Source organism: Pseudomonas sp. UBA5706 (genome assembly GCF_002419965.1).
Taxonomy (GTDB): Bacteria; Pseudomonadota; Gammaproteobacteria; order Pseudomonadales; family Pseudomonadaceae; genus Aquipseudomonas.
The window spans coordinates 49793-69613 of the sequence record NZ_DIHC01000062.1 but is presented as its reverse complement, the minus strand read 5'-3'; the positions used below and the strand labels follow the sequence as shown (position 1 = coordinate 69613).

Below are 19821 nucleotides of genomic sequence, written 5' to 3'. Positions count from 1 at the left end.
GTACTCATTAATTATACTAATTACCGGAGCTAATTATGCTTTTTTTAATTATGATTACTCATTGGTTAGGAAACATGCTAGGCCTAATCATCATTTGGATAGCGATCGCAATTATTTATAATAGCCACGTCCTATGGCCGCTTGGGCTGATCTGCCTAACCTTTTTCTGGATGTTTGGAGGCAGCTGGCTCATCAAAAACTTAAAGAGTGGCTACGCGGCGCGACTACATAAAATAGTTATGTCACTCGCTCCGGCGGGCTTTTCAGCCAAGGTGCAGATTTCTGATGAAGCGGGCCGCCGCTACGTGGGAATAGATCCAAAAGCAGGCATGGCAGTCTTGATCGACGAGTACAACGGTATCCGCAAAGCCATGCCACTCTCAGAAATCACAGAGTGGGCCACCGACATAACCTCAGGGAAGCACTTCCAACACGTCATATTACGATTGACAGATTATGACTATCCATCAATAACCATACCCGTGCGATCGCACGATATGGAACGCATCACATCGCAGCTGATTACCGCAATGGGATAAAAAAACCGGGCTTTAAGCCCGGTTTTTTTATCCCAGTTGAGTGGGGATTTCGTTCAGTACAATGATTTCGTGTTCAGCCATCCCAGATCGACGCTGTTCCAGGGCAGATTCTGACATTTAGCTTCGAGTTTTCCAGATGCCGGTGTTCGAACATCCGCCCCAAGAAGGCTACGGTCACCCTCAGATTCCAAAGCTCGAAAATTTACTGAGCTCTCAAGAGCCCGTCGGTCGAGAATCCCGCAATGGCAGAGGTGAAGGAAATAATCCGCGTACCGTCTTTTGAAACCAGCGAGACAACTCGTGGTTGGGGGCCAGGCCTTAGGCTTCAAGTGTATGCACTGTTCCGTTGCCCCCTGCACAGCTGCACAGCTGCACAGCTGCACAAACGAAAATGTCGGCGATATACGACAAGGTTCAAGGGGTAAGGCACCGTGCATTTCCGCCCCTCCAAAACCATAGAAGTCAGAAATGACCTCAAAAATACCTAGCAAATGCATTTCAGGCGAACCGTCGAACTAGGCAAGCTTAGTCGAGGAAACCCGCAGCAATTATAGGGATTTTGGTGGTATACGATATCTCCCGCCTAACGCTGAGTCTAAGAGGGTTAGTGCATTTGCTTTTCCGTTGCTGGCCAACTCAGACGTCAATTGACGCGTTTGTAGCCTCTGCGTAGGATTGGATTACAACCATAACCTCCACGCCTCCGACGGGCTTTGGCCCGAACTGCGCACCAGGGGGTTTCTTTTTGCCTGTGGAATAGTCAGCTGGACGCTCTTAATCTACGTCGTCCAGCAGACATACGATAGGTAAAAAGGGCTCCAACCCGCAGCCACACAGCTATGAATAACAGCTGCGGAACTCCATCGCGTAAAGACCTGAATAACCCAGCACTCTCTGTACGATGACCCTGCATCTCGACCACGAACAGCATTGCTTTGCAGAGAGAAATAAGCGCCTACAAGCTATGCGTTAAGCTGATCTCCAGTCGCCCATAAATGTCGGCGATATACGATAACTCACAGCCAGCCATGCCAATGGTAAACCACGCTCAATACCCATAAGTGCCACAAATTTGCCACACTCGCCCCGCTAACTGGGGCGAAACCCCGCTAACCCCAGTTAACACAACCCATTGATTTCCCAGCTAATTACCGCTAACGTATTGATTCTAAACGTCGACTTTTAGGACTCCGAAGGCAGGGGTCGTGGGTTCGAATCCCGCCAGGTGCACCATCTTCTTTCCCTTATATAAAAAGGCGCTCGCTCCACTGCTAGAAACCTGTCCTGGTCCTACCGAAATTCGCTTCTGCCACTTTCAGCGGTGGCGGGAATAGCCGAAATGGCAACATCGCAGTCGCCGCCCAGTCGTTAATTAAGGCAGTGGCAAGCGCAGATCCGCCGCCGTAAGGGCTATCCAGCCCAGCGCAAAACCTTCGGAACCAAATCCGACGCCCAAGCCTGAGCACGCATGATCGAAAGCGAAATCGACCGGGGCATCTTTGTCTCTCGGGTCGAGGCTGAACGCACCGCCTTTCATCAACTCATCGATCGCTAAATCTCCGAAATTGCTCGAAGCACAAAGGCGCGTGTTGGGAAATCAAACGCCTGGAAGCGCTCAAGCGTCATCCCCTCGCGACGCGCATCGTGGCTACCCTCACCTCCTCAGATTTTGCCCGCTACCGTGACGAGCGCCTGAAGATCCGCAAGGGCAATACGGTGAAGCGTGAGCTGGCTTTGTTTCAATGCGTGATCGAGGTCGCTCGACGTGAGTGGGGCATTCATATGGCAGAGAATCCAGTCAGGATGGTCAGCCGTCCCAGCTACAACGACGAGCGCTCGCGACGGCTTGACGCAATTGAAGAGCAATACATGCTCGGCGCGTTAGAGCTTCGTGAGCGACGTGCTGACGGCACCTACGCCGATGCTTCTCACAATCCATGGATACGGCCCATCGTCCAACTCGCGATTGAGACAGCCATGCGCCGAGGCGAGATTTTCGAGCTGCGCTGGAAGCATGTGAGCTTGGAACGTAGAACCGCGCACCTGCCTGCAACCAAGAACGGACTGCCCAGAACCGTCCCGCTTTCACCAAAGGCCATTCATCTGCTGAAGGATTTGCCACGCTCGCTGTGCGGTCGCGTCTTCCCCACCACGGCTGATGCACTCAAAAAGGCCTTTGTGCGAGGCCTGGAGCGAGCCAGGCTGAAATACTTGGGAGATTGCGAAGTGGCGCAGGTAATGCCTCAGGAAGACTTTCTGATCAATCTGCGCTTCCACGACCTGCGGCACGAAGCGACCTGTCGGCTTGCGACCAAGCTGCCGAATTTGATTGAGCTTGCTAGCGTGACGGGGCATCGGGAGGTGAACATGCTGAAGCGTTATTACAACATCACAGCTGAGGAGCTGGCGGCCAAGCTGGCATAAGGATTGGACGTTATAAGGTGACACGAGTGCGCGATCAACCCGATGGGAGCGTCTTTAAGCAGCGCGACAACCGCCTAAGCAGCCAGATTTTTTTATAGGTCTGGCTGCTTAACAGACCGATTTATTAGCCGCGCAGGTCCGCAGGGAAGTACTGAGGTAGCGTGCAACCGACCTCACCAGCGATGCATAACGCGCTGTTTTCATCCATATGGTCTTTGTAAGTTCCCTGACCGATAAATGATGATCCGTCACCACGACAGTTAGGGCCATCCGCCCCTTCATCAGCACAGTAGGCAGGCTGACCATCGAATTGAAAAATCACGATTTTCTCCTTGCTTGGATTACCCGCGGCAGTGTTGCTTTCAAATCTCCCTGATGTCGATGGTGCAGGTGAGAGAGGTCGGGCCGCCGCCGATTCAAGGTTTTTACTGCGCTCACGCTCCTTGATACCTGCTACGGCCAAGTCGAAACGATTAGTCAGACGCTGTACCGACTCACTCCCACCTTTCCCTGACTTTTCGAATAGAGCCCAGATATAGGTTTCATCAGACGGGTCGTCGACCATGTTGATAGTGTGTTTCCCGTCCGACACCTGTACACCGAGTATTCCTGTGACTGCAGCCCAATCGCGTAAGAAACGTTTGGGAACTACAGAAAACAGCATAGCTAGGCGCTTTCCACCTCCCATTTCTGCGCTGGCCTCCACAACCTTCATGCCTGTAGCGGCAAAAATCCTATTGGCATCCGCGGACTCTAGATAGTGAATATCTACGTGAGTAAGCGATTTATTGTCCTCAAGCGCATCCTCAAGCTCCATGCCTGTGTCCACGCCGATGCTAGCCAAAAGTCTTTCCTTACGTGCCGGATCTTGGCCGCGAATGCCAGTCAGAGGAATCAGATCTTTAGGGGTAAGCTCTTCGACAGCGCTTAATGCATTGTTCGAAAAAATATACATAGGGAGATAAAAGATCATCCCGAAGAGGAACACGGACAGCCAAATTTTGCACAGGGTACGCATGCGTAATCCTTTACTCGCAAATGAAAAGCCCACGAAACGCTGATGCCCAAGGGCGACTCGTCAACATAGACAGTGGTCGTGCCTTGAGACTATCGGACGAATTGTCGATAGCTTTAAACCTACTGGCCATCCGATCTGCTTCGCTGTGCACCCGGGATCAAGATCAAGGCGCTGTCGACGCTGTTCATCCGACATCAGCCGAGCTATAAAGCAGCGGCGATTTGTGTTCAAGGGAATGCAGGCATTTGCAGGGTTATCAAGGATGTATATCTACAAAATGGTTCAGGTACCGCCGAACATTGAGGTTCGAGCAAAGGAACAGCGCGGCAATGAGGCAGCGGCCTATCTACAGAACGTAGTGAACTCTCATGCGGAGGATGGTTGGGAGTTTTATCGAATCGATACTATTGGTGTCTCGGTCAAGCCTGGGTGCTTCGATGCGTTGCTGGGTAAGAAAGATGTATTGAGCCACTACTATGTCATTTCTTTGCGCAAGCTGCGGTGATTAAGGGGTTCGCCATCGCTGCAATTCGCTGGTATCAGCGAGTTGCACCAGCCCGATTGCGAGACGCATGTCGGTTCGAACCGACCTGCTCTAACTACGCGATCAAGGCCATCGAAAAGCATGGCGTTGCGAATGGCTGCCTTAAGGCAGCCGGACGCATCTGCAGGTGCCGGTACCCTAATGGCGGGCAGGATCTCCCATGATCTCGCGCATGACTGGGATAACAAACCACATCACTGCGGGAGAGCTCGTACGACTGCAGGCATGAGCTTTAGTGATCGACGCCAAACTCAAGTGACAAGACAAGCTCTCTAGTATCTGAGTCGGTTCGCAATCGAGTAGCCGCAGCCTGATCGCGCTCCTGCTGCCTGAGCTTGGGCGACACCGCTACTCCAGATGCGCCGGGTCTACGGGGTCGCCCGATTTCACATCCAGACGATGGCGTACGTCCTCAAACATCAGGTCGTATTGCTTATGCATCTGGCCGTTCAATACCGCGATTTTCGGCAGACCGTAGCTCTGAGCGATATACGTGGCATACCGGGCAAAGTCGAATGCCTGATCCTTGGGTAGAAAGAATTCTTCCTTAAGGTCTTTGTCCTGCACCGAACCATGCATCTTGAACAGCATCCCTTTGCCTGCCTTGGGATCCTGGACGACCTCATAGTCGATGCACAGGTTGTAGCTGTAGTCGTCCTTGTTCAGGGCGTGGCGCTCAATGTGCAGGTGTCCTGGCTCAAATGTGGCCATAGCCGTGTCTCCTTTGGGGACCTGGGAGAAGGGCAGGCAAGGTCCCTGCCCCGCCAAGGGCATCACAAATAACTTATGCCCTGTTGCGCCGTGCTGATACGTGTACCGGCGCAGCCTTGAACGATGGCTTCGATGTCCGAAAGCGAACCGATCACCGCAGGTTTTCCGGTCAGGCGGGCGAATTCGCAGGCAGCCTGGACTTTGGGGCCCATGGAGCCAGCGGCGAAGCCGAGTTTTTCCATTTCATCCGGGTGGGCCTGGCTGATGGCTTTTTGAGTCGGCTTGCCGAAGTCGATGAACGCCGCCTTCACGTCGGTGGCGATCACCAGCAGGTCGGCGTCCAGTTGCCCCGCCAGCAGGGATGAGCACAAGTCCTTGTCGATCACCGCCTCGATACCCTGAAGCTTGCCGTCTTCGCCATACATCGTCGGAATGCCGCCGCCACCGGCGCAGATGACGATGCTGCCTTTTTCCAGCAGCCAGGTAATCGGGCGTATTTCAAAGATCCGTTTAGGTCGGGGGCTGGCGACCACGCGACGGTATTTGTCGCCATCGGGCGCGATGGCCCAGCCTTTTTCCGCGGCCAGTGCTTCGGCTTCGGCTTTGGAGTAGACCGGGCCGATAGGTTTGCTGGGGTGCTGGAACGCGGGGTCCTTGGCGTCCACTTCAACCTGGGTCAACAACGTGGCAAGCGGCACTTCGAAATCCAGCAGATTGCCCAGTTCCTGTTCGATGATGTAGCCGATCATGCCTTCGGTTTCGGCGCCCAGCACGTCCAGCGGGTAGGGCGAAACCTGGGTGTAGGCTGCCGCTTGCAGCGACAGCAGGCCCACTTGCGGGCCATTGCCGTGGGCAATCACCAACTCGTTGCCAGGGTGGATCCTGGCGATTTGTTCAGCAGCGATGCGGATGTTGGCCCGTTGGTTATCTGCGGTCATGGGTTCACCACGGCGCAGGAGGGCGTTACCGCCCAGTGCAACGACGATACGCATGGGTAATGTCCTCCTAGAACTGTGGGAAACAGGCTCGCCCCGATGGCGTCGAGTAGCGCCTGCATGGCAGACAGAGCGGTTCCCCACTGATTGGCTTCAGCCTGCGCGGTTTAGATATCCGCCAACGCCGAGACCAGGATCGCCTTGATGGTGTGCATGCGGTTTTCCGCCTGCTCGAACGCAATGTTGGCGGGGGATTCGAACACCTCTTCGGTCACCTCAACGCCATTGGCCAGATGCGGATACCGCGAGGCGATGTCCTTGCCGACCTTGGTGTCGCTGTTGTGAAACGCTGGCAGGCAGTGCATGAATTTCACCCGTACGTTGCCAGAAGCCTTCATCATCTGAGCGTTGACCTGATACGGCAGCAGTTGCTCGATACGCGCATCCCACGCGTCTACCGGTTCACCCATGGAGACCCAGACATCGGTGTGGATGAAGTCCACGCCTTTCACCGCTTCTTTCGGGTCTTCAGTGATGGTAATGCGCGCACCGCTTTCTTCGGCGAAGGCCTGGCATTGCTTGATGAAATCCTCGTGTGGCCACAGGGCTTTCGGTGCGCCGATCCGCACGTCCATGCCCAGCTTGGCGCCGATCATCAGCAGCGAGTTGCCCATGTTGTAACGGGCGTCCCCCAGGTAGGCGTAGCTGATGTCATGCAGCGGCTTGTCGCTGTGTTCGCGCATGGTCAGGACGTCGGCGATCATTTGCGTCGGATGGAATTCGGCGGTCAGGCCGTTGAACACCGGTACGCCGGCAAATTTGGCCAGCTCTTCGACGATTTCCTGCTCGAAGCCACGGTATTCGATGGCATCGAACATGCGGCCCAGAACACGCGCGGTGTCTTTCATGCTTTCTTTGTGACCGATCTGCGAAGACACCGGGTCGATGTAGGTGACGTGAGCGCCCTGGTCGTGGGCCGCGACTTCGAATGCGCAACGGGTGCGGGTGGAAGTTTTCTCGAAGATCAGCGCAATGTTCTTGCCCTTCAGGTGCGCACGTTCGGTGCCGGTGTATTTGGCACGCTTGAGGTCGCGGGACAGGTCCAGCAGGTAGTGCAGCTCGCGGGTGGTGTGGTGCATCAGCGACAGCAGGCTGCGATTACGCATGTTGAAAGCCACGGTGTATCTCCTTCTGCTTGGGTATCCCCTGGGTCGACGCCTTATGGGCGGCGACCGAGGCCTTGAAACTAGTAATCGATAGGGTCGCGTACGATCGGGCAGGTCATGCAGTGACCGCCGCCACGCCCCCGGCCCAGTTCACCGGCACTGATGGTGATGACTTCCACACCGGCCTTGCGCAGCAGGGTATTGGTGTAGGTGTTGCGGTCGTAACCGATCACCACGCCGGGCTCCAGCGCCACTACGTTGTTGCCGTCATCCCACTGTTCGCGCTCGGCGGCGAAGCTGTTGCCGCCGGTCTCCACCACGCGCAGGGCCTTGAGGTTGAGGGCAGTAGCGACGACCTCGAGAAAGCTTGCGTCTTCACGGCGCACGTCAATGCCGCCGGGCTTGCTTTCGTCAGGGCGCAGGCTGAAAGCGACGATCTGACTGACCACTTCCGGGAAGATGGTCACCAGGTCGCGGTCGCAGAAGCTGAACACGGTGTCCAGGTGCATGGCCGAGCGGGATTTGGGCAGGCCGGCCACGATCACGCGCTCCACGGCGTTGTGCTTGAACAGGTTTTGCGCCAATTGGCCGATGGCCTGATGCGAGGAGCGCTCGCCCATGCCGAACAAGACCACGCCGTTACCGATCGGCATCACGTCGCCGCCTTCCAGCGTGGCATTGCCATGCGCCTGATCCGGGTCGCCGTACCAGACCTGGAAGTCGGCCTTGGTGAACTCGGGGTGAAATTTATAAATAGCACTGGTCAGAAGGGTTTCCTGGCGTCGCGCCTGCCAATACATCGGGTTCAGCGTCACGCCACCGTAGATCCAGCAGGTGGTGTCACGGGTGAACTGAGTGTTGGGCAGCGGCGGCAGGATGAAGCTCGAATGGCCGAGGAAGTCGCGGTACATCTCGATGGTCTTGCCACCGAAACTGTTCGGCAGGTTATCGGCGCAGACACCGCCAATCAGGTACTCGGCGACCTTGCGCGGCTCCAGGCTGCGCAGCCAGGAGCTGACTTCGTTGATCAGGCCGAGCCCGACCTGGTTGGCGGTCACCTTACGCTCCAGAATCCAGTCCAGCGCCTCGGGAATGGCGACGATGTCGCTCAGCAGGTTGTGCATTTCCAGCACATCGATATCCCGCTCGCGCATTTTGGTGACGAAGTCGAAATGGTCGCGCTTGGCCTGGGCCACCCACAGTACGTCGTCGAACAGCAGTTCATCGCAGTTATTGGGGGTCAGCCGCTGGTGGGCCAAGCCTGGAGAACACACCATGACTTTACGTAGCTTCCCGGCTTCGGAATGTACGCCGTACTTCACGTTTTCATTGGTCATTACAGACCCTCCCTTGAGCAACAATTACAAAGTCAGAAAGCCGTCATACAGCCCATAGGCAGCCACCAGGGCGCCAATGACCACTGCGGCGAAAATCAGCTTCTCGACGTTGGTGAAAACCGGTTTGCCCAGTTCACGCTTGGCCTTGGCGAACAGGATCGCGCCCGGTGCGTAGAGCAGAGCAGAGAGCAGCAGGTATTTGGTGCCGCCGGCGTAGAGCAGCCACAGTGCATAGATCAACGCGATGGCGCCGATGAGCAGGTCCTTGCGGCGCTCGGACAGAGCGTTTTCATAGGTTTCCCCGCGCACCGCCAACAGCAGCGCGTAGGCTGCCGACCACAGGTAAGGCACCAGGATCATCGACGTGGCCAGGTAGATCAGTGACAGGTAAGTGCTGGCGGAAAACAGCGTGATCACCAGGAACACCTGGACCATTACGTTGGTCAGCCAGAGCGCGTTGACCGGCACATGGTTGCTGTTTTCCTTGCGCAGGAACGCCGGCATGGTGTGGTCCCTGGCAGCGGCAAACATGATTTCCGCACACAGCAGCACCCACGACAGCAACGCCCCCAGCAGCGAGATGATCAAGCCGACGCTGATCAGCACCGCGCCCCAATGGCCCACCACATGCTCCAGCACAGCCGCCATCGACGGGTTCTGTAACTTGGCCAGTTCCGGCTGGGTCATGATTCCCAGGGACAGCACGTTCACCAGCATCAGGAACAGCAGCACAGTGATGAAACCGATGACAGTGGCCTTGCCCACATCGGAGCGCTGCTCGGCACGCGCCGAGAAGATGCTTGCGCCTTCAATGCCGATAAACACCCAGACAGTGACCAGCATCATGTTGCGGACCTGATTCATCACGCTGCCAAGGTCTGGATTTTTCGCGCCCCAGATGTCGGCGGTGAAGATATCCAGCTTGAAAGCGAAGAGCGCGATCAGGACAAACAACAGCAGCGGCACGACCTTGGCGACGGTGGTCACCAGGTTGATGAATGCCGCCTCCTTGATGCCCCGCAATACCAGAAAATGCACGGCCCACAGCAGCACCGACGCACCGATCACCGCTGCCGGGGTGTTGCCCTCGCCAAAGACCGGAAAGAAATAACCAAGGGTGCTGAACAGCAGCACGAAATAGCCGACGTTGCCCAGCCACGCACTGATCCAGTAACCCCAGGCCGAAGAAAAACCCATGTAATCGCCGAACCCGGCCTTGGCGTAGGCGTACACGCCACCATCCAGGCTCGGTTTTCGGTTGGCCAGGGTCTGGAAGACGAATGCCAGGGTCAGCATGCCCACTGCCGTAATGACCCAGCCGATCAAGACCGCGCCGACATCGGCACTGGCGGCCATATTCTGGGGCAACGAGAAAATTCCGCCGCCGATCATTGAGCCGACAACCAGCGCAACCAGCGCGCCGAGGCGAAGTTTTCCGGGTGATTCAGACATTGCATGACTCCCATGCAGCAGAGAAGTGGTCACAAGATAAATCCGTTTACTCATCAACCCGCTGACTCAAGTCATCTCATAGGTAGTCCCCTAAGGAATTGATGACTCAGGTGAACGCTGCGGGCACTTCGCTGTGTCGCGAAGCCGAGTCTTGAAGTGTTTTGCTCTCAATCATTTTTGCCCGCACGTGATCCGGCCCGCCCTCTGGAGAGCTTCCTGTATGGGTTGTCACAGGCTTGATTGACTCGACGCATTCGATGCGCAAAACACACCGCGGCGTTGCTGCTTGAAGGTGCTGCAGGTCTGTGCGAGCAGGCCAGCAAGCACGCCTGTGCTCAGGTCGGGACCGAGTTTGGACGTCCTATGTCAGCCTCACAATCTCACAACACGCCACCGGCTTGGCGCTGGGTGCCATTTGTGCACGCTACTTAGATGGCTATTCGCCACACCTTGCAACAGGATGATTCGTCACTCTATATTTCCGCCACTGTGCGAAGCGGACATGATCCACTTACAGCATCTAGTGCCTTGCGTTACGCCAGGGCGACGATGTTCGCAGGAGTGACAATGTACACACCATCAGGGAGGAAGGTATTGAGTGTCCGCTGTTCCGCATCCTGCTCGACTCGCCGGGTACGCACCCTTAACTCCTCAGACCGTCCTGCACAGCGGGCAGTGTCCAGACATGGGTATGTCAGTGTCCTCCCCCGCAAAAACATTCGCAGACCTAAATGGTGCGCGACGAATTCACATGCTCCATGCGCCGCATCAGGGATGAACAGGCAGATATCATGATCAGTTTACGTTCGGACTCACCCCCTAACCCGGTCAAAGGGCTATTCCTGCTCTTTGTCAGCATCGTCCTTTTTATCATTGCAGGCTATATCGCCAACTATCAGCACAACTTTTTGTCGCATGCGCAAAAGGCGTCAGGCGTCGTCACGGCCCTGAACGCCGGCGGCTCGCACCCACAAATCGAGTTCACCACCGGCGCAGGTGAAGTAGTGTCTTATCCCCAGGGAGGAATGATCTCTGGCTATGAGACCGGGCAAGTGGTGGAAGTGTTCTACAACGCAGAGAAGCCCTTCGTGACTCCAGTGATCAATGATTTCGGCGCAATCTGGGGCATGGCTGCATTGATAGGGTTCATTGGACTGGCCTTCCTCTGGGGTGGCGCTGGTGAAATTTTTTCGCGGCGGGAAAACCCCGCGGCTCCCTCTAAAAAGAATTTGATTCCATGACTCAGTCGCTCATTCCACTTCCCGTCAACTTCAGCAAATGGACTTATGAGACCGCCACCAGCGGGGGCTTGACTGTAATGTTTGCGGCTGGCAGCGGAGGCTCTATTACCCTGAAGGACCCAAACGGCAAGTTTGAAAGCTTTCGTTATGGTGGGCTGGGTGCTGGCGTCGGTTTCGGTGCGAAGCTGCCGCGTTTCGGCAACGTGAATCTCAAAATAAAGGGCAAGACCGTTGGAGGCGTAGGAGCACTTGAGTCATTTAAAAGTGGCGGCTATGTGTTGGTTGCCGATTCAATCGCCGACCGCGATCTGACTCGAGATGACATTACAGGTGCCTGCGTCTTTATTGAGCTCGGAGGAGGCTTGATTGTTGGCGGTTCGGGGACGGCAATGCTGTTCGGCCTTGATCCCAAATTGCTTGCACTTACGATAGCGATTAACGCCTCACCGGTGGCGGCAGCGTTAAGCCGCTTTGTCCTGCATCGCAGCTTACTGCAATCGGCAAAAGGTGCATTGTTGATGGCTGGCTATAATGCCGGTCTGCAAGCCGGAGGGGGCGGGGCTATTTATCTGGGGGGGTTGTTCTGAGTCCGGTGCCCAACGGCGCACTCAGCCGGTTCTGTGCGCGATAACTGAGACATCACAACATCCGCCTGGCGTTAATAAAAAACCGGCCCTGCTCATCGAGCAGGGCCGGTTTTTTTATTCACTCAAACCCGCTCAATCAGACATTCGGGCAAGGCACTGGAGCCCAGTCGCCGAGGTCTGGGTTCTTGCACATGGCGTTGACCTGGGATTGACCAGTCGCTGCGACCTGCTGGCTTGCAGCCTGCTTGGTCTTGGCATCTTGCAGGGTCTTCTCGGTGCTGACCGCTTCTTGAGGCACGGTCGGCAGTTTCTTCTTCGCCGGCGCCTTCTTCTTGCTGGACGTGGTGGTGGCTGGCGTCGTGTCCGCAGCTACGACGGTGGCCACGTCAGTACGTTTCACGCCCACGGTCTGCAGGTCTTTCTCGTACGCCTGGGTGTAGTTGTCAAGATTCTCACCGGTACGGCCGTTCACGGTGGTAATCAGATCATTGGACTCTTTGAGACCCGAGACGATTTCAGCCAGGCGTTTGCGGCCTTCGGTATCGTTCATGGTCTTGGCTTTGCGTGCCGAGAGCAGCTTGGCGAACTCACTCTGGTAGCACGACTGCGAAGCCTTGGCGTAGCCCGTGCTGCGGTCGATATCAGCGGCACTTTTGTCGATATCGGTGGCGTAGGAACCAATGCGCTGATTGTCATCGGCGATCTGCTTCTGCTTCTCGGTGTAGTAACCCGCCGCACCGCCGACCAGTGCGCCGCCTGCCGCACCAATAGCAGCATTGCGTGCACGGTCCTCGGAGCTGCCGACCAGCGCACCGGCCAGCGCGCCACCCAGGGCACCTACGGCTGCGCCACCGAACACCGACTTGCTGACGTCCGAATCGGTGTCACGCAAGTGCTGCACTGGCTCGTAGCAGCTTGGGTAATACGCGACCTTGGTCGTGGCGCCTACTTTGGAGACCGGCGAGTTGGCACATCCCGCCATCAGCACAAAGCCGAATCCTGCGGCAACCAACAACAGCCCACGGCACTTGGAGGTCGATACAACGGGGTTACGGGATAACTGCATGGTGATGCTCTCTTTTCTGGTTTTACGATGCCGATGCGGCGAAGGGCCGCCCGGACTCCCTTTAAACTCGCTGGACGTCGGCCGTCATGGCTGAGCGGCCGAAGCGAGCAACTGCTTCAGAATCGCCTGTGGGTCCGCGCGCTTTTGCTGGCGGTAGTCACTCACATGACGAACGAATAACGTGGCGCGGGCAACCAGACTCTTGCCCAGCACCGGCTTGCGATTGAGTTCTTCCTTGACTCGCTGAAACTGCGCCTGGATCACCGCGTCGGTGTAGCGTGTGCCGGTAGCAAGGTTGTCGATATAAATGCCCACGGCGCCATCCAGCGCGCTGGTTCCGTTTTCGATTGCCACGCCGAACAGCTTGGCGCTGGCTTCGTCCTTCGCGTCGGCGGCCTGCTTCTGGCTCTTGCGCAGATTGGTCAGGCGGATGTTGTAGTTGTTGATGGTTTCAGCAACCAGAGCGGAGGACTGGATCAGATTGCCCGCCGCTTCTTCGCGCTGTTGGGCAATCAGCGAAACGTTGCGCTTGAGTTCCTCGTTGACCAGCCCCAGCTCGGCCTGCATACGCGGGTCGGTGCTGGCGGCAATGATGGTGTCCAGCCGCTTGGTCGGGTCCTGAGCATCGTCGATGGCATCGGTCAGCGAAGCTAGCCGACCTTCTTTCTGCCATTGCTCGAGCAGCTCCTTGTAACGCGAACGCGGCGCAGACAATGCCCCGATGGCTACACGAAAACCGGTGGTTTCGTTACTTTGCTCGGTGCCGTCGGCAGCGAACAGTGGATATTCGCGGCGCATCCCGGTGAACAGCGTGCCCTCGCCTTCCAGATAGTTGCCACCCTTGGCGACAAACCCACCGTAGGCGCCCTGACGACGCCCTGCGTGTACCAGCTGGAAGGATTCCTGGACCATCTCGGCGGCATTGCCGATCACGTCGAACAAACCGATAGGGTTGGGTAATTTGGTGCCAATTGGCATCAAGCGCGCGGCCTGGCCGGTGCCGCCGGCGACCTGGTTGAACACTGCCCAGTCACCCAGCGGGCCGTCCTCTTCACTGCCCTGGACCCTGCGCGGGAACAGGCGGCCTTCCAGTTCCTGGCGACTGACGGCCTGACCGCCACGCGCCGCATACTCCCACTCCACTTCGGTGGGCAGGCGTACAAAGCCGACGCCGCCATCCTCATCGGTTTTCCCGCGCCCGCTCACCGGCAGCAGATCGCGGTGGTATTTCATCAGCCAGGCGCTGTAGACCGCGGAAAAACGCTCGGCCTCGAAACGCGACAGCTTGACCTTTGGCAAACGCCCGGCCATGCCCTCGGGCGCATCGCAAGCAGGCGCCGGCTCCCCACTGGCCAGCGACTGCGCCTGGGACATCACCTGCGCATACTGCCGGGCGGTGACTTCATATTTGCCGATGAAATACAGCATCGGCTTGAGCGGCGTCGCAGCGTCGGTCTTCGGTAGCTGAGGACTGATGGTCTTGCGCCAGTCGCCGGGGAGGTCGTTGAGGGTGAACTGACCGTTGATGAAATCGCGCCGGTAGCCGGAAATGAACGACTGCTTGTACCCCGCTTCGCCCTCGCTGAACGGATAGCCAAGGCTGACCTCGCGGTCGTCCAGCGTGCCCTGGGCGAGCACGTAGACGTACCGGAAGACCATTTCACCTTCGCACGGCAGAGGCAGAATCACGTCGTCCGCCAATGGCTTGGGGTTGTCCAGCGTGTCGCCGTCGACGGCCAGCGCCAGCGATGACACGCTCAAGGACGCACACAACAGAGCGAGCGTGCGCATCACGAACGTGCGAGGCAACTTAAACATCTCGTATCCCTTCCGAAGCTTCGATGCGCGCCACTCGCCAGCCACCCAGGGCCGCGGCCAACGCGCTGGCACCGATGGCGGCCAAGAGGGCCACGCAATAATGACGTATCAACAAATGGCTGGCGTACTCACCCGGCACCTGAACGAATAAAACGTTAAGGCCACGCTCAGCCAGGCCGTAGAGCACGAAGCCGATGACCAAGGCCAGCACGCTGCTGTACAGCGCCTGCAAGACCACGAACAGCAACAGCGCGCCGGTGCTGAAACCCAGCAGGCGCAATACGGACAGCTCGCGGCGTTTGCGTTCGACGGCAGCCAGGGCACCGGCGAACACGGCGGCCACTGCACCGACGACGGCCAGCGCGGCGATGATCCAGAACACCAGCGAGAGATTGCGACTCAAGGACTTCACCTGAGCGATGGTTTGCGCCTGAGTCGACACCAGCAGGTGTTGCTCGGCGAAGTAAACTCGCAATGGTTCGACGTCATCAAGGTTGCGCGCATACAGACGAAACGCCGGGAACACCCGCTGCTCACTGGCTGCCGGGTCATCACCCGGCCAACCGAACGCTTCCACGGCACGGCCATCGCGATAATCTTCGACCGCTTCGAGCAGCTCGCTGGATGCAAAGATCGCATCACGACCGAACGCTTCGACAGGCAATACGGCCGTGACCAGCAATCGGGTACGTTGCGCCTGAGGTTTTCCCGACACCTGACGGGTGAATGCCGCGGCCAGCCAATCGCCAGCCTTGGCGCCGAGCTTTTCCGCCGCTGTCCGGCTAAGCAACACACGGTCTATTCCGGTCGGCGGCAGGCTATCGCCCAACAGCGGGTCGCCCACAGCGGATGGAATCATCTCGACGTTCACCACCTGCTCCGCTGCAGGCATGGACAGATCGGCTGTGGCGGCGATCTGTCGGGTACGCGGCAACGCGAAGGCCACGTCCGGCCGGCGCGCCAGTTCTTCGATGAAACCGGTGCTGAACCGGCCGCCGCCCATGGGAATCACTTCACGAACCGCCGGGTCGCGCTCCAGGCGCTCGGTGAGGCTGCCCACCAGCCCGAACTTCAACCCGAACAGCACCAGTAACGGCGCAATCACCGCCACTAACGCCAGCACCGTGCACGCCGACAGCCGCGCGTCCGCGCGGTAGTCCTGCCAGGCCAGGGCCATCACCAAAGCGACCCGCATCAGCGCTCGTCCTCCAGGGTTGCGGTCACGCCACCGTCCTCGTCCCGCACGCATTCGATCCGCAGCGGATACAGACCGGCTTCGCGAGCCAGGCTTTCGTCATGGGTCGCGATCACGCAACAGGCGCCCTGCGCCCGCGCGCGCCCAAGCAGCAACTGCATGACCCGCAAGGCATTGAGTGGGTCGAGCGCCGCCGTCGGTTCGTCTGCCAGCAACAGCTGCGGATTGTGCGCCAAGGCGCGGGCACAGCTGACCCGCTGACGCTGTCCGACAGAAAGCGCCTGCGGTTTTTTATCCAACTGCTCAGCCACTTCCAGCTGCGAGGCCAGCCGCTCGACCGTGCCGTCATCGCTCATCCCCAGCAACCTGCGCGGCAAACCAATGTTGCTGCGCACGTCGAGGTAGCCCAACAAGCCGCCGGTTTGCAGGACGTAGCCAATCTTTCGGCTGCGCAGTTGCGCCAAACGGCTTCGCCGTGCCTCACGCCAGAGCCCGGCAACGTCGACATGACAATCATCGCTGGCCAAATCAAAGCGCACGGACGCATCCGGCGAGAGCACCAATGCCAACAGATCGAGCAAGGTGCTTTTGCCGCAACCGCTGGGACCGATCAGCGCCAGCTGCCGACCGGCCGCCAGATCCAGTCGAGGAATCACCAGGCTGTATCGCTGGCTGCCCTCGCCGCGCGTCTTGCGCACCTCTCGCAGACTCAACATCATGGCAGCGTCGACAGCGGCACGCGGTACAGCGCATCACCCGGTTCGGCATTGCCGAACCGGACCCAGTTGGCCAGATCGTTGTGGAAGGTTTCGTAGAGGCGGATTTTCGAATCCAGTTCGTCGATGAAATCTTCTTGCTCGGCCACGCTCAGTGACAGCCATAGATCCTGGGTCATGCTCAGGGATTTGCTGCGGTACGGCAGACCTTCCAGGTACTCGCCGAGCACGCCGCTCTGGGCAAGATTGCCGCCTTTGCGCAAGGCCGATGGGTCACGGCTCATATAGGCACTGGCGCTGGCGATTTCCTGGAAAAAATCCTTCGGCGAGCTCTGTGTTTTGCGGGCGGCATCGACGATCAGCTTGAGCGACTGCTGCAGGTCGTTGAGCTGCAATTTGCTCAGCATCACGCACACCTGAAATTCGGGCAGGGTCGGGTTGGTCAGGTCGCGGTCAGCCGTCCACGCGCTGACCAGTTCTGGCGCACGAACGCCTGACTGCTGGCCCAGGAAATCCATGCGCATCGCATAACCGATAGCCGTCGATTTGTCGGCAACGCTCGGCGCGGTCGAAAGCGTGGGGGTCGCTTGTGTTTGATTGCTGCGTATCTGGTGCACCAGATCGGCAAATACCGAGCCGATCTCGGAGACCCGTTCACCGAATTTCTGCACATCCCCACCCGGCACCGGCACATAAAGATCACCGATCTGCGGGTTGGCGTCGGCCGTCAGGGTGCGGTACTGCTGCTCGGCAAACGCGTGATTTTTCTTGCCGGCGTCGGTTTTCAGATGCAGCGCGTAGATCTTGATCTGCTTGCCCAGGGCCGCCTGCCGCACCTCGGCTTCGTTCATTTGGGTGCTGCTGTAGGGGTCATTCTTGCGCAGGGACCCAGCGTCGCTGACCAGCAGGATCAAACGGCCGCCATAGCCCGACCAATCCATGCCGTTGACCGCCTGCATCACGCCGGCGAAAGCGTCTTCGTTGAAGGAGTGGCTGGACACATTGGTCGCCTTGACCTGCCGCGCCAGCTCCAGAAAGCGTTGCGGATCGCGGCCCTGGTCCAGCGTGATCAGCGTTTTGCTCAGGTATTGCAGCCCTGGCGTCTTGCTGACGTTGTTGCGAAAGCCCACCAGACCGAAGCTGACGCTGTCCAGTTCGCCCCGTTTACCAATCTGATTTTGCAGTTCGGCGACGACATCGCGAACCTGATCGATGTAAGGCTGCATTGAAACCGAGGTGTCGACCACCAGTACCACGCCCGTGCGGAAGGCGTCTTTGCCGGCCGGCTTGATCGACTCCCCGGAAGCGGTGCGCTGCGGCGTGTTTCCGGGGTCGATGGACGCGACATTCAGGAGCTGGACCGGTTGGCCATTCTGGTCGAAGGTTTCTTTAGCATCGAAGATCGGCAGCAGGTAGAACTGATTTTGCGGAACGGCACTGGCGGCCGGCTCAAGGGCCAGCACCTGGTGGCTGTCATTGGCATTCTTCTGTGCATCGAGCAGCAGCTTTTTCGCCGCCGCCGGGTCGTTCAGCAGCCTCTCCAGCTGACTTGGCTCACGCATGAACATCGCCGGTGAACGCCCGGAACGCTCGCTGAATTTCAGCACCAGGCTTTGTTTCCAGTCGCTGACCTGATCGGCCGGCAGCCAGCCCTCGCTATGGCCCTCACTGCCCGCGCCAACGCGCAGCCATTGAGCGCCATCCACGCGCTTGCGCTGGTAGACATACAGCACCGAAAACGCCGGCAGCACCTGTTCTCCCGGGGTGCCTGCGTCATTGGAAAACTTCGCCCCCGGTTTGCTCAGCACGCGCTGGAACAAGGTCTTTTTGTTTGCCATCAACAGCGGGCGATCGCCACCGTCGGCGTCAGCCATCGGCGCTTGAACGGTACTTACCGGCGTTGGCGAATGGTCAGAGGTCGCGGGCCCAGTAGGGACGGTACCCGCCTTGCCGGCTGGGGTATTGGAAGCCACAGCCGTCGACGAAACGGCGGGTTTTTCACCGCTCAGCCACCCATAGCCTGCGACCCCCAGCCCTAGCGCAGCCGCGACGGCGACAGCCAACAACGCCAGGATCGGGCCTTTGCGCTGCTCTGATTTATCCGAAGTCTCAAGCACCGGCGCCGCTTTGACCGAAGGCACAGGCTGCGCTAGAGGCAACTCGGGGATGTCGATGGAAACGGGCGTCAAGCCCGCCAGATCTTCTTTGGGGCTGGAATCGGCATGGAAATCCGCAGGCGGTATGGGCAGAGAACGGATCAACGTCGAGTCAGGGTTATCCGGCGGCAGGTTATCCAGGGCGGCGATCAGCTCGGCCGCATCGGCGAAGCGATCGTCGCGATCCTTGGCCAGCAATCGGGTGAGGATGTGCTGGTAGCGACCGTGATGAATCGGCAACTCCGGCAATGGCTCGGTCAGGTGAGCCAATGCGGTGGAGAGCGCATCGGAGCCGTTGTAGGGCAGCTTTCCGACGAGCATTTCGTAGAGCACGACGCCCAGTGCATACAGGTCAGCGCGGCCGTCGATTTCCAGGCCGCGCGCCTGCTCCGGGCTCATGTAGCTTGGCGTGCCGACGGCGAAACCGGCTTGGGTGAACTGCGTGCGGTCATCCAGTGATTTGGCGATGCCGAAGTCCGACAGCACCGCCGAACCGTTGGCCCGGAACAGGATGTTGGCGGGCTTCACGTCGCGGTGCACCAATCCTTGCGCGTGTGCGTAACCCAAAGCCGAGGCGATCTGGCGAATGTAGGTCAGGCCTTGGTCGGCACTCATGCCAGCGGCGACACGTTCCTTGAGCGTACCGTTTGGCAGGTACTCCATGGCCATGTAATACAGGGCGCCGACATTGCCGATGTCGTGGATGGTGACCGTATGAGGATGCGTCAGGCGCGCCAGGGTCTTGCCCTCGCGCAGGAAACGCTCGCAGAACGTGGAATCTGCAGCCAGCGCCGCCGCCATGATCTTCAGCGCGACCTTGCGCTCCAGCGAGCGCTGCGTGGCCAGATAGACGGTGGCCATGGCGCCTTCGCCAATCTCACCATCTATATCGAATCCGGGAATCAGTATGTCCATG

General features: G+C 58.3%; 17 protein-coding genes. 6 read left to right on the top strand and 11 right to left on the bottom strand.

Features of this window, described 5'->3' with window-relative positions:
- The first annotated feature begins 35 nt into the window (after nucleotides 1–35).
- Nucleotides 36–539 (top strand): hypothetical protein, encoded by a 504-nt coding sequence (locus B3I26_RS28290; RefSeq protein ID WP_296262716.1) that lies wholly within the window; start codon nucleotides 36–38, stop codon nucleotides 537–539.
- 1644 nt (nucleotides 540–2183) lie between these two features.
- Nucleotides 2184–2963, top strand: a complete 780-nt coding sequence (locus tag B3I26_RS28285; RefSeq protein WP_296262715.1) for a site-specific integrase — start codon at nucleotides 2184–2186, stop codon at nucleotides 2961–2963.
- Nucleotides 2964–3087: 124 nt separating this feature from the next.
- On the opposite strand, the gene B3I26_RS28280 is transcribed toward B3I26_RS28285, so the two are convergent.
- The gene (locus B3I26_RS28280) at nucleotides 3088–3981 is read right to left on the bottom strand and encodes a hypothetical protein (RefSeq protein WP_296262714.1); all 894 of its coding nucleotides are present in this window, start codon (nucleotides 3979–3981) and stop codon (nucleotides 3088–3090) included.
- A gap of 262 nt (nucleotides 3982–4243) precedes the next feature.
- On the opposite strand from B3I26_RS28280, the gene B3I26_RS28275 reads away from it, so the two are divergent.
- The gene (locus B3I26_RS28275) at nucleotides 4244–4486 is read left to right on the top strand and encodes a DUF4177 domain-containing protein (RefSeq protein ID WP_296262713.1); all 243 of its coding nucleotides are present in this window, start codon (nucleotides 4244–4246) and stop codon (nucleotides 4484–4486) included.
- Nucleotides 4483–4689: a membrane protein insertion efficiency factor YidD gene (gene yidD / locus B3I26_RS28270; RefSeq protein ID WP_296262712.1), complete on the top strand. Its 207-nt coding sequence runs from the start codon at nucleotides 4483–4485 to the stop codon at nucleotides 4687–4689. The genes B3I26_RS28275 and yidD overlap by 4 nt, the downstream gene beginning before the upstream one ends.
- Before the next feature lie 184 nt (nucleotides 4690–4873).
- Here yidD and B3I26_RS28265 read toward each other — a convergent pair whose 3' ends face one another.
- The 5 genes from B3I26_RS28265 to arcD all read right to left on the bottom strand — a co-directional run bounded on the left by B3I26_RS28265 (nucleotide 4874) and on the right by arcD (nucleotide 10126).
- Entirely contained in the window at nucleotides 4874–5236 is a 363-nt protein-coding gene (locus B3I26_RS28265; RefSeq protein WP_296262711.1) for a DUF5064 family protein, read from the bottom strand.
- 62 nt (nucleotides 5237–5298) lie between these two features.
- Nucleotides 5299–6228 (bottom strand): carbamate kinase, encoded by a 930-nt coding sequence (gene arcC / locus B3I26_RS28260; RefSeq protein ID WP_296262710.1) that lies wholly within the window; start codon nucleotides 6226–6228, stop codon nucleotides 5299–5301.
- A gap of 110 nt (nucleotides 6229–6338) precedes the next feature.
- Nucleotides 6339–7349, bottom strand: a complete 1011-nt coding sequence (locus B3I26_RS28255; protein ID WP_296262709.1) for an ornithine carbamoyltransferase — start codon at nucleotides 7347–7349, stop codon at nucleotides 6339–6341.
- Between the two features lie 68 nt (nucleotides 7350–7417).
- Nucleotides 7418–8674: an arginine deiminase gene (arcA, locus tag B3I26_RS28250; RefSeq protein WP_296262708.1), complete on the bottom strand. Its 1257-nt coding sequence runs from the start codon at nucleotides 8672–8674 to the stop codon at nucleotides 7418–7420.
- Between the two features lie 24 nt (nucleotides 8675–8698).
- On the bottom strand, nucleotides 8699–10126 hold the full coding sequence (gene arcD, locus B3I26_RS28245; protein WP_296262707.1) for an arginine-ornithine antiporter: 1428 nt from the start codon (nucleotides 10124–10126) through the stop codon (nucleotides 8699–8701).
- Between the two features lie 731 nt (nucleotides 10127–10857).
- Between arcD and B3I26_RS28240 the strand changes: the two genes are divergently transcribed.
- Entirely contained in the window at nucleotides 10858–11367 is a 510-nt protein-coding gene (locus tag B3I26_RS28240) for a DUF3592 domain-containing protein (RefSeq protein WP_296262706.1), read from the top strand.
- On the top strand, nucleotides 11364–11954 hold the full coding sequence (locus B3I26_RS28235) for a hypothetical protein (protein ID WP_296262705.1): 591 nt from the start codon (nucleotides 11364–11366) through the stop codon (nucleotides 11952–11954). Before B3I26_RS28240 ends, B3I26_RS28235 begins: the two co-directional genes overlap by 4 nt.
- Nucleotides 11955–12090: 136 nt before the next feature.
- On the opposite strand, the gene tagQ is transcribed toward B3I26_RS28235, so the two are convergent.
- The 5 genes from tagQ to B3I26_RS28210 form a co-directional block, all read right to left on the bottom strand.
- A complete protein-coding gene (gene tagQ, locus B3I26_RS28230; protein WP_296262704.1) occupies nucleotides 12091–13020 on the bottom strand; it encodes a type VI secretion system-associated lipoprotein TagQ in 930 nt (309 codons plus the stop codon).
- 84 nt (nucleotides 13021–13104) lie between these two features.
- Nucleotides 13105–14811, bottom strand: coding sequence for a formylglycine-generating enzyme family protein (locus B3I26_RS28225; protein WP_296262779.1), 1707 nt, complete (start codon nucleotides 14809–14811; stop codon nucleotides 13105–13107).
- Nucleotides 14812–14830: 19 nt separating this feature from the next.
- Nucleotides 14831–16033, bottom strand: a complete 1203-nt coding sequence (locus tag B3I26_RS28220) for an FtsX-like permease family protein (protein ID WP_296262703.1) — start codon at nucleotides 16031–16033, stop codon at nucleotides 14831–14833.
- Nucleotides 16033–16749, bottom strand: coding sequence for an ABC transporter ATP-binding protein (locus tag B3I26_RS28215; RefSeq protein ID WP_296262778.1), 717 nt, complete (start codon nucleotides 16747–16749; stop codon nucleotides 16033–16035). Before B3I26_RS28215 ends, B3I26_RS28220 begins: the two co-directional genes overlap by 1 nt.
- The gene (locus B3I26_RS28210; protein WP_296262702.1) at nucleotides 16749–19820 is read right to left on the bottom strand and encodes a serine/threonine-protein kinase; all 3072 of its coding nucleotides are present in this window, start codon (nucleotides 19818–19820) and stop codon (nucleotides 16749–16751) included. Before B3I26_RS28210 ends, B3I26_RS28215 begins: the two co-directional genes overlap by 1 nt.
- Nucleotide 19821 lies beyond the last annotated feature (1 nt).

Excerpts from the sequence above, each read along its gene's own strand:
- B3I26_RS28290 (WP_296262716.1), top strand. The coding sequence starts at position 36 with ATGCTTTTTTTAATTATGATTACTCATTGGTTAGGAAACATGCTAGGC.
- B3I26_RS28280 (WP_296262714.1), bottom strand. The coding sequence starts at position 3,981 with ATGCGTACCCTGTGCAAAATTTGGCTGTCCGTGTTCCTCTTCGGGATG.
- B3I26_RS28275 (WP_296262713.1), top strand. The coding sequence starts at position 4,244 with ATGTATATCTACAAAATGGTTCAGGTACCGCCGAACATTGAGGTTCGA.
- B3I26_RS28265 (WP_296262711.1), bottom strand. The coding sequence starts at position 5,236 with ATGGCCACATTTGAGCCAGGACACCTGCACATTGAGCGCCACGCCCTG.
- arcC (WP_296262710.1), bottom strand. The coding sequence starts at position 6,228 with ATGCGTATCGTCGTTGCACTGGGCGGTAACGCCCTCCTGCGCCGTGGT.
- arcA (WP_296262708.1), bottom strand. The coding sequence starts at position 8,674 with ATGACCAATGAAAACGTGAAGTACGGCGTACATTCCGAAGCCGGGAAG.
- arcD (WP_296262707.1), bottom strand. The coding sequence starts at position 10,126 with ATGTCTGAATCACCCGGAAAACTTCGCCTCGGCGCGCTGGTTGCGCTG.
- B3I26_RS28240 (WP_296262706.1), top strand. The coding sequence starts at position 10,858 with ATGGTGCGCGACGAATTCACATGCTCCATGCGCCGCATCAGGGATGAA.
- B3I26_RS28235 (WP_296262705.1), top strand. The coding sequence starts at position 11,364 with ATGACTCAGTCGCTCATTCCACTTCCCGTCAACTTCAGCAAATGGACT.
- tagQ (WP_296262704.1), bottom strand. The coding sequence starts at position 13,020 with ATGCAGTTATCCCGTAACCCCGTTGTATCGACCTCCAAGTGCCGTGGG.
- B3I26_RS28225 (WP_296262779.1), bottom strand. The coding sequence starts at position 14,811 with ATGCGCACGCTCGCTCTGTTGTGTGCGTCCTTGAGCGTGTCATCGCTG.
- B3I26_RS28220 (WP_296262703.1), bottom strand. The coding sequence starts at position 16,033 with ATGCGGGTCGCTTTGGTGATGGCCCTGGCCTGGCAGGACTACCGCGCG.
- B3I26_RS28215 (WP_296262778.1), bottom strand. The coding sequence starts at position 16,749 with ATGTTGAGTCTGCGAGAGGTGCGCAAGACGCGCGGCGAGGGCAGCCAG.
- B3I26_RS28210 (WP_296262702.1), bottom strand. The coding sequence starts at position 19,820 with ATGGACATACTGATTCCCGGATTCGATATAGATGGTGAGATTGGCGAA.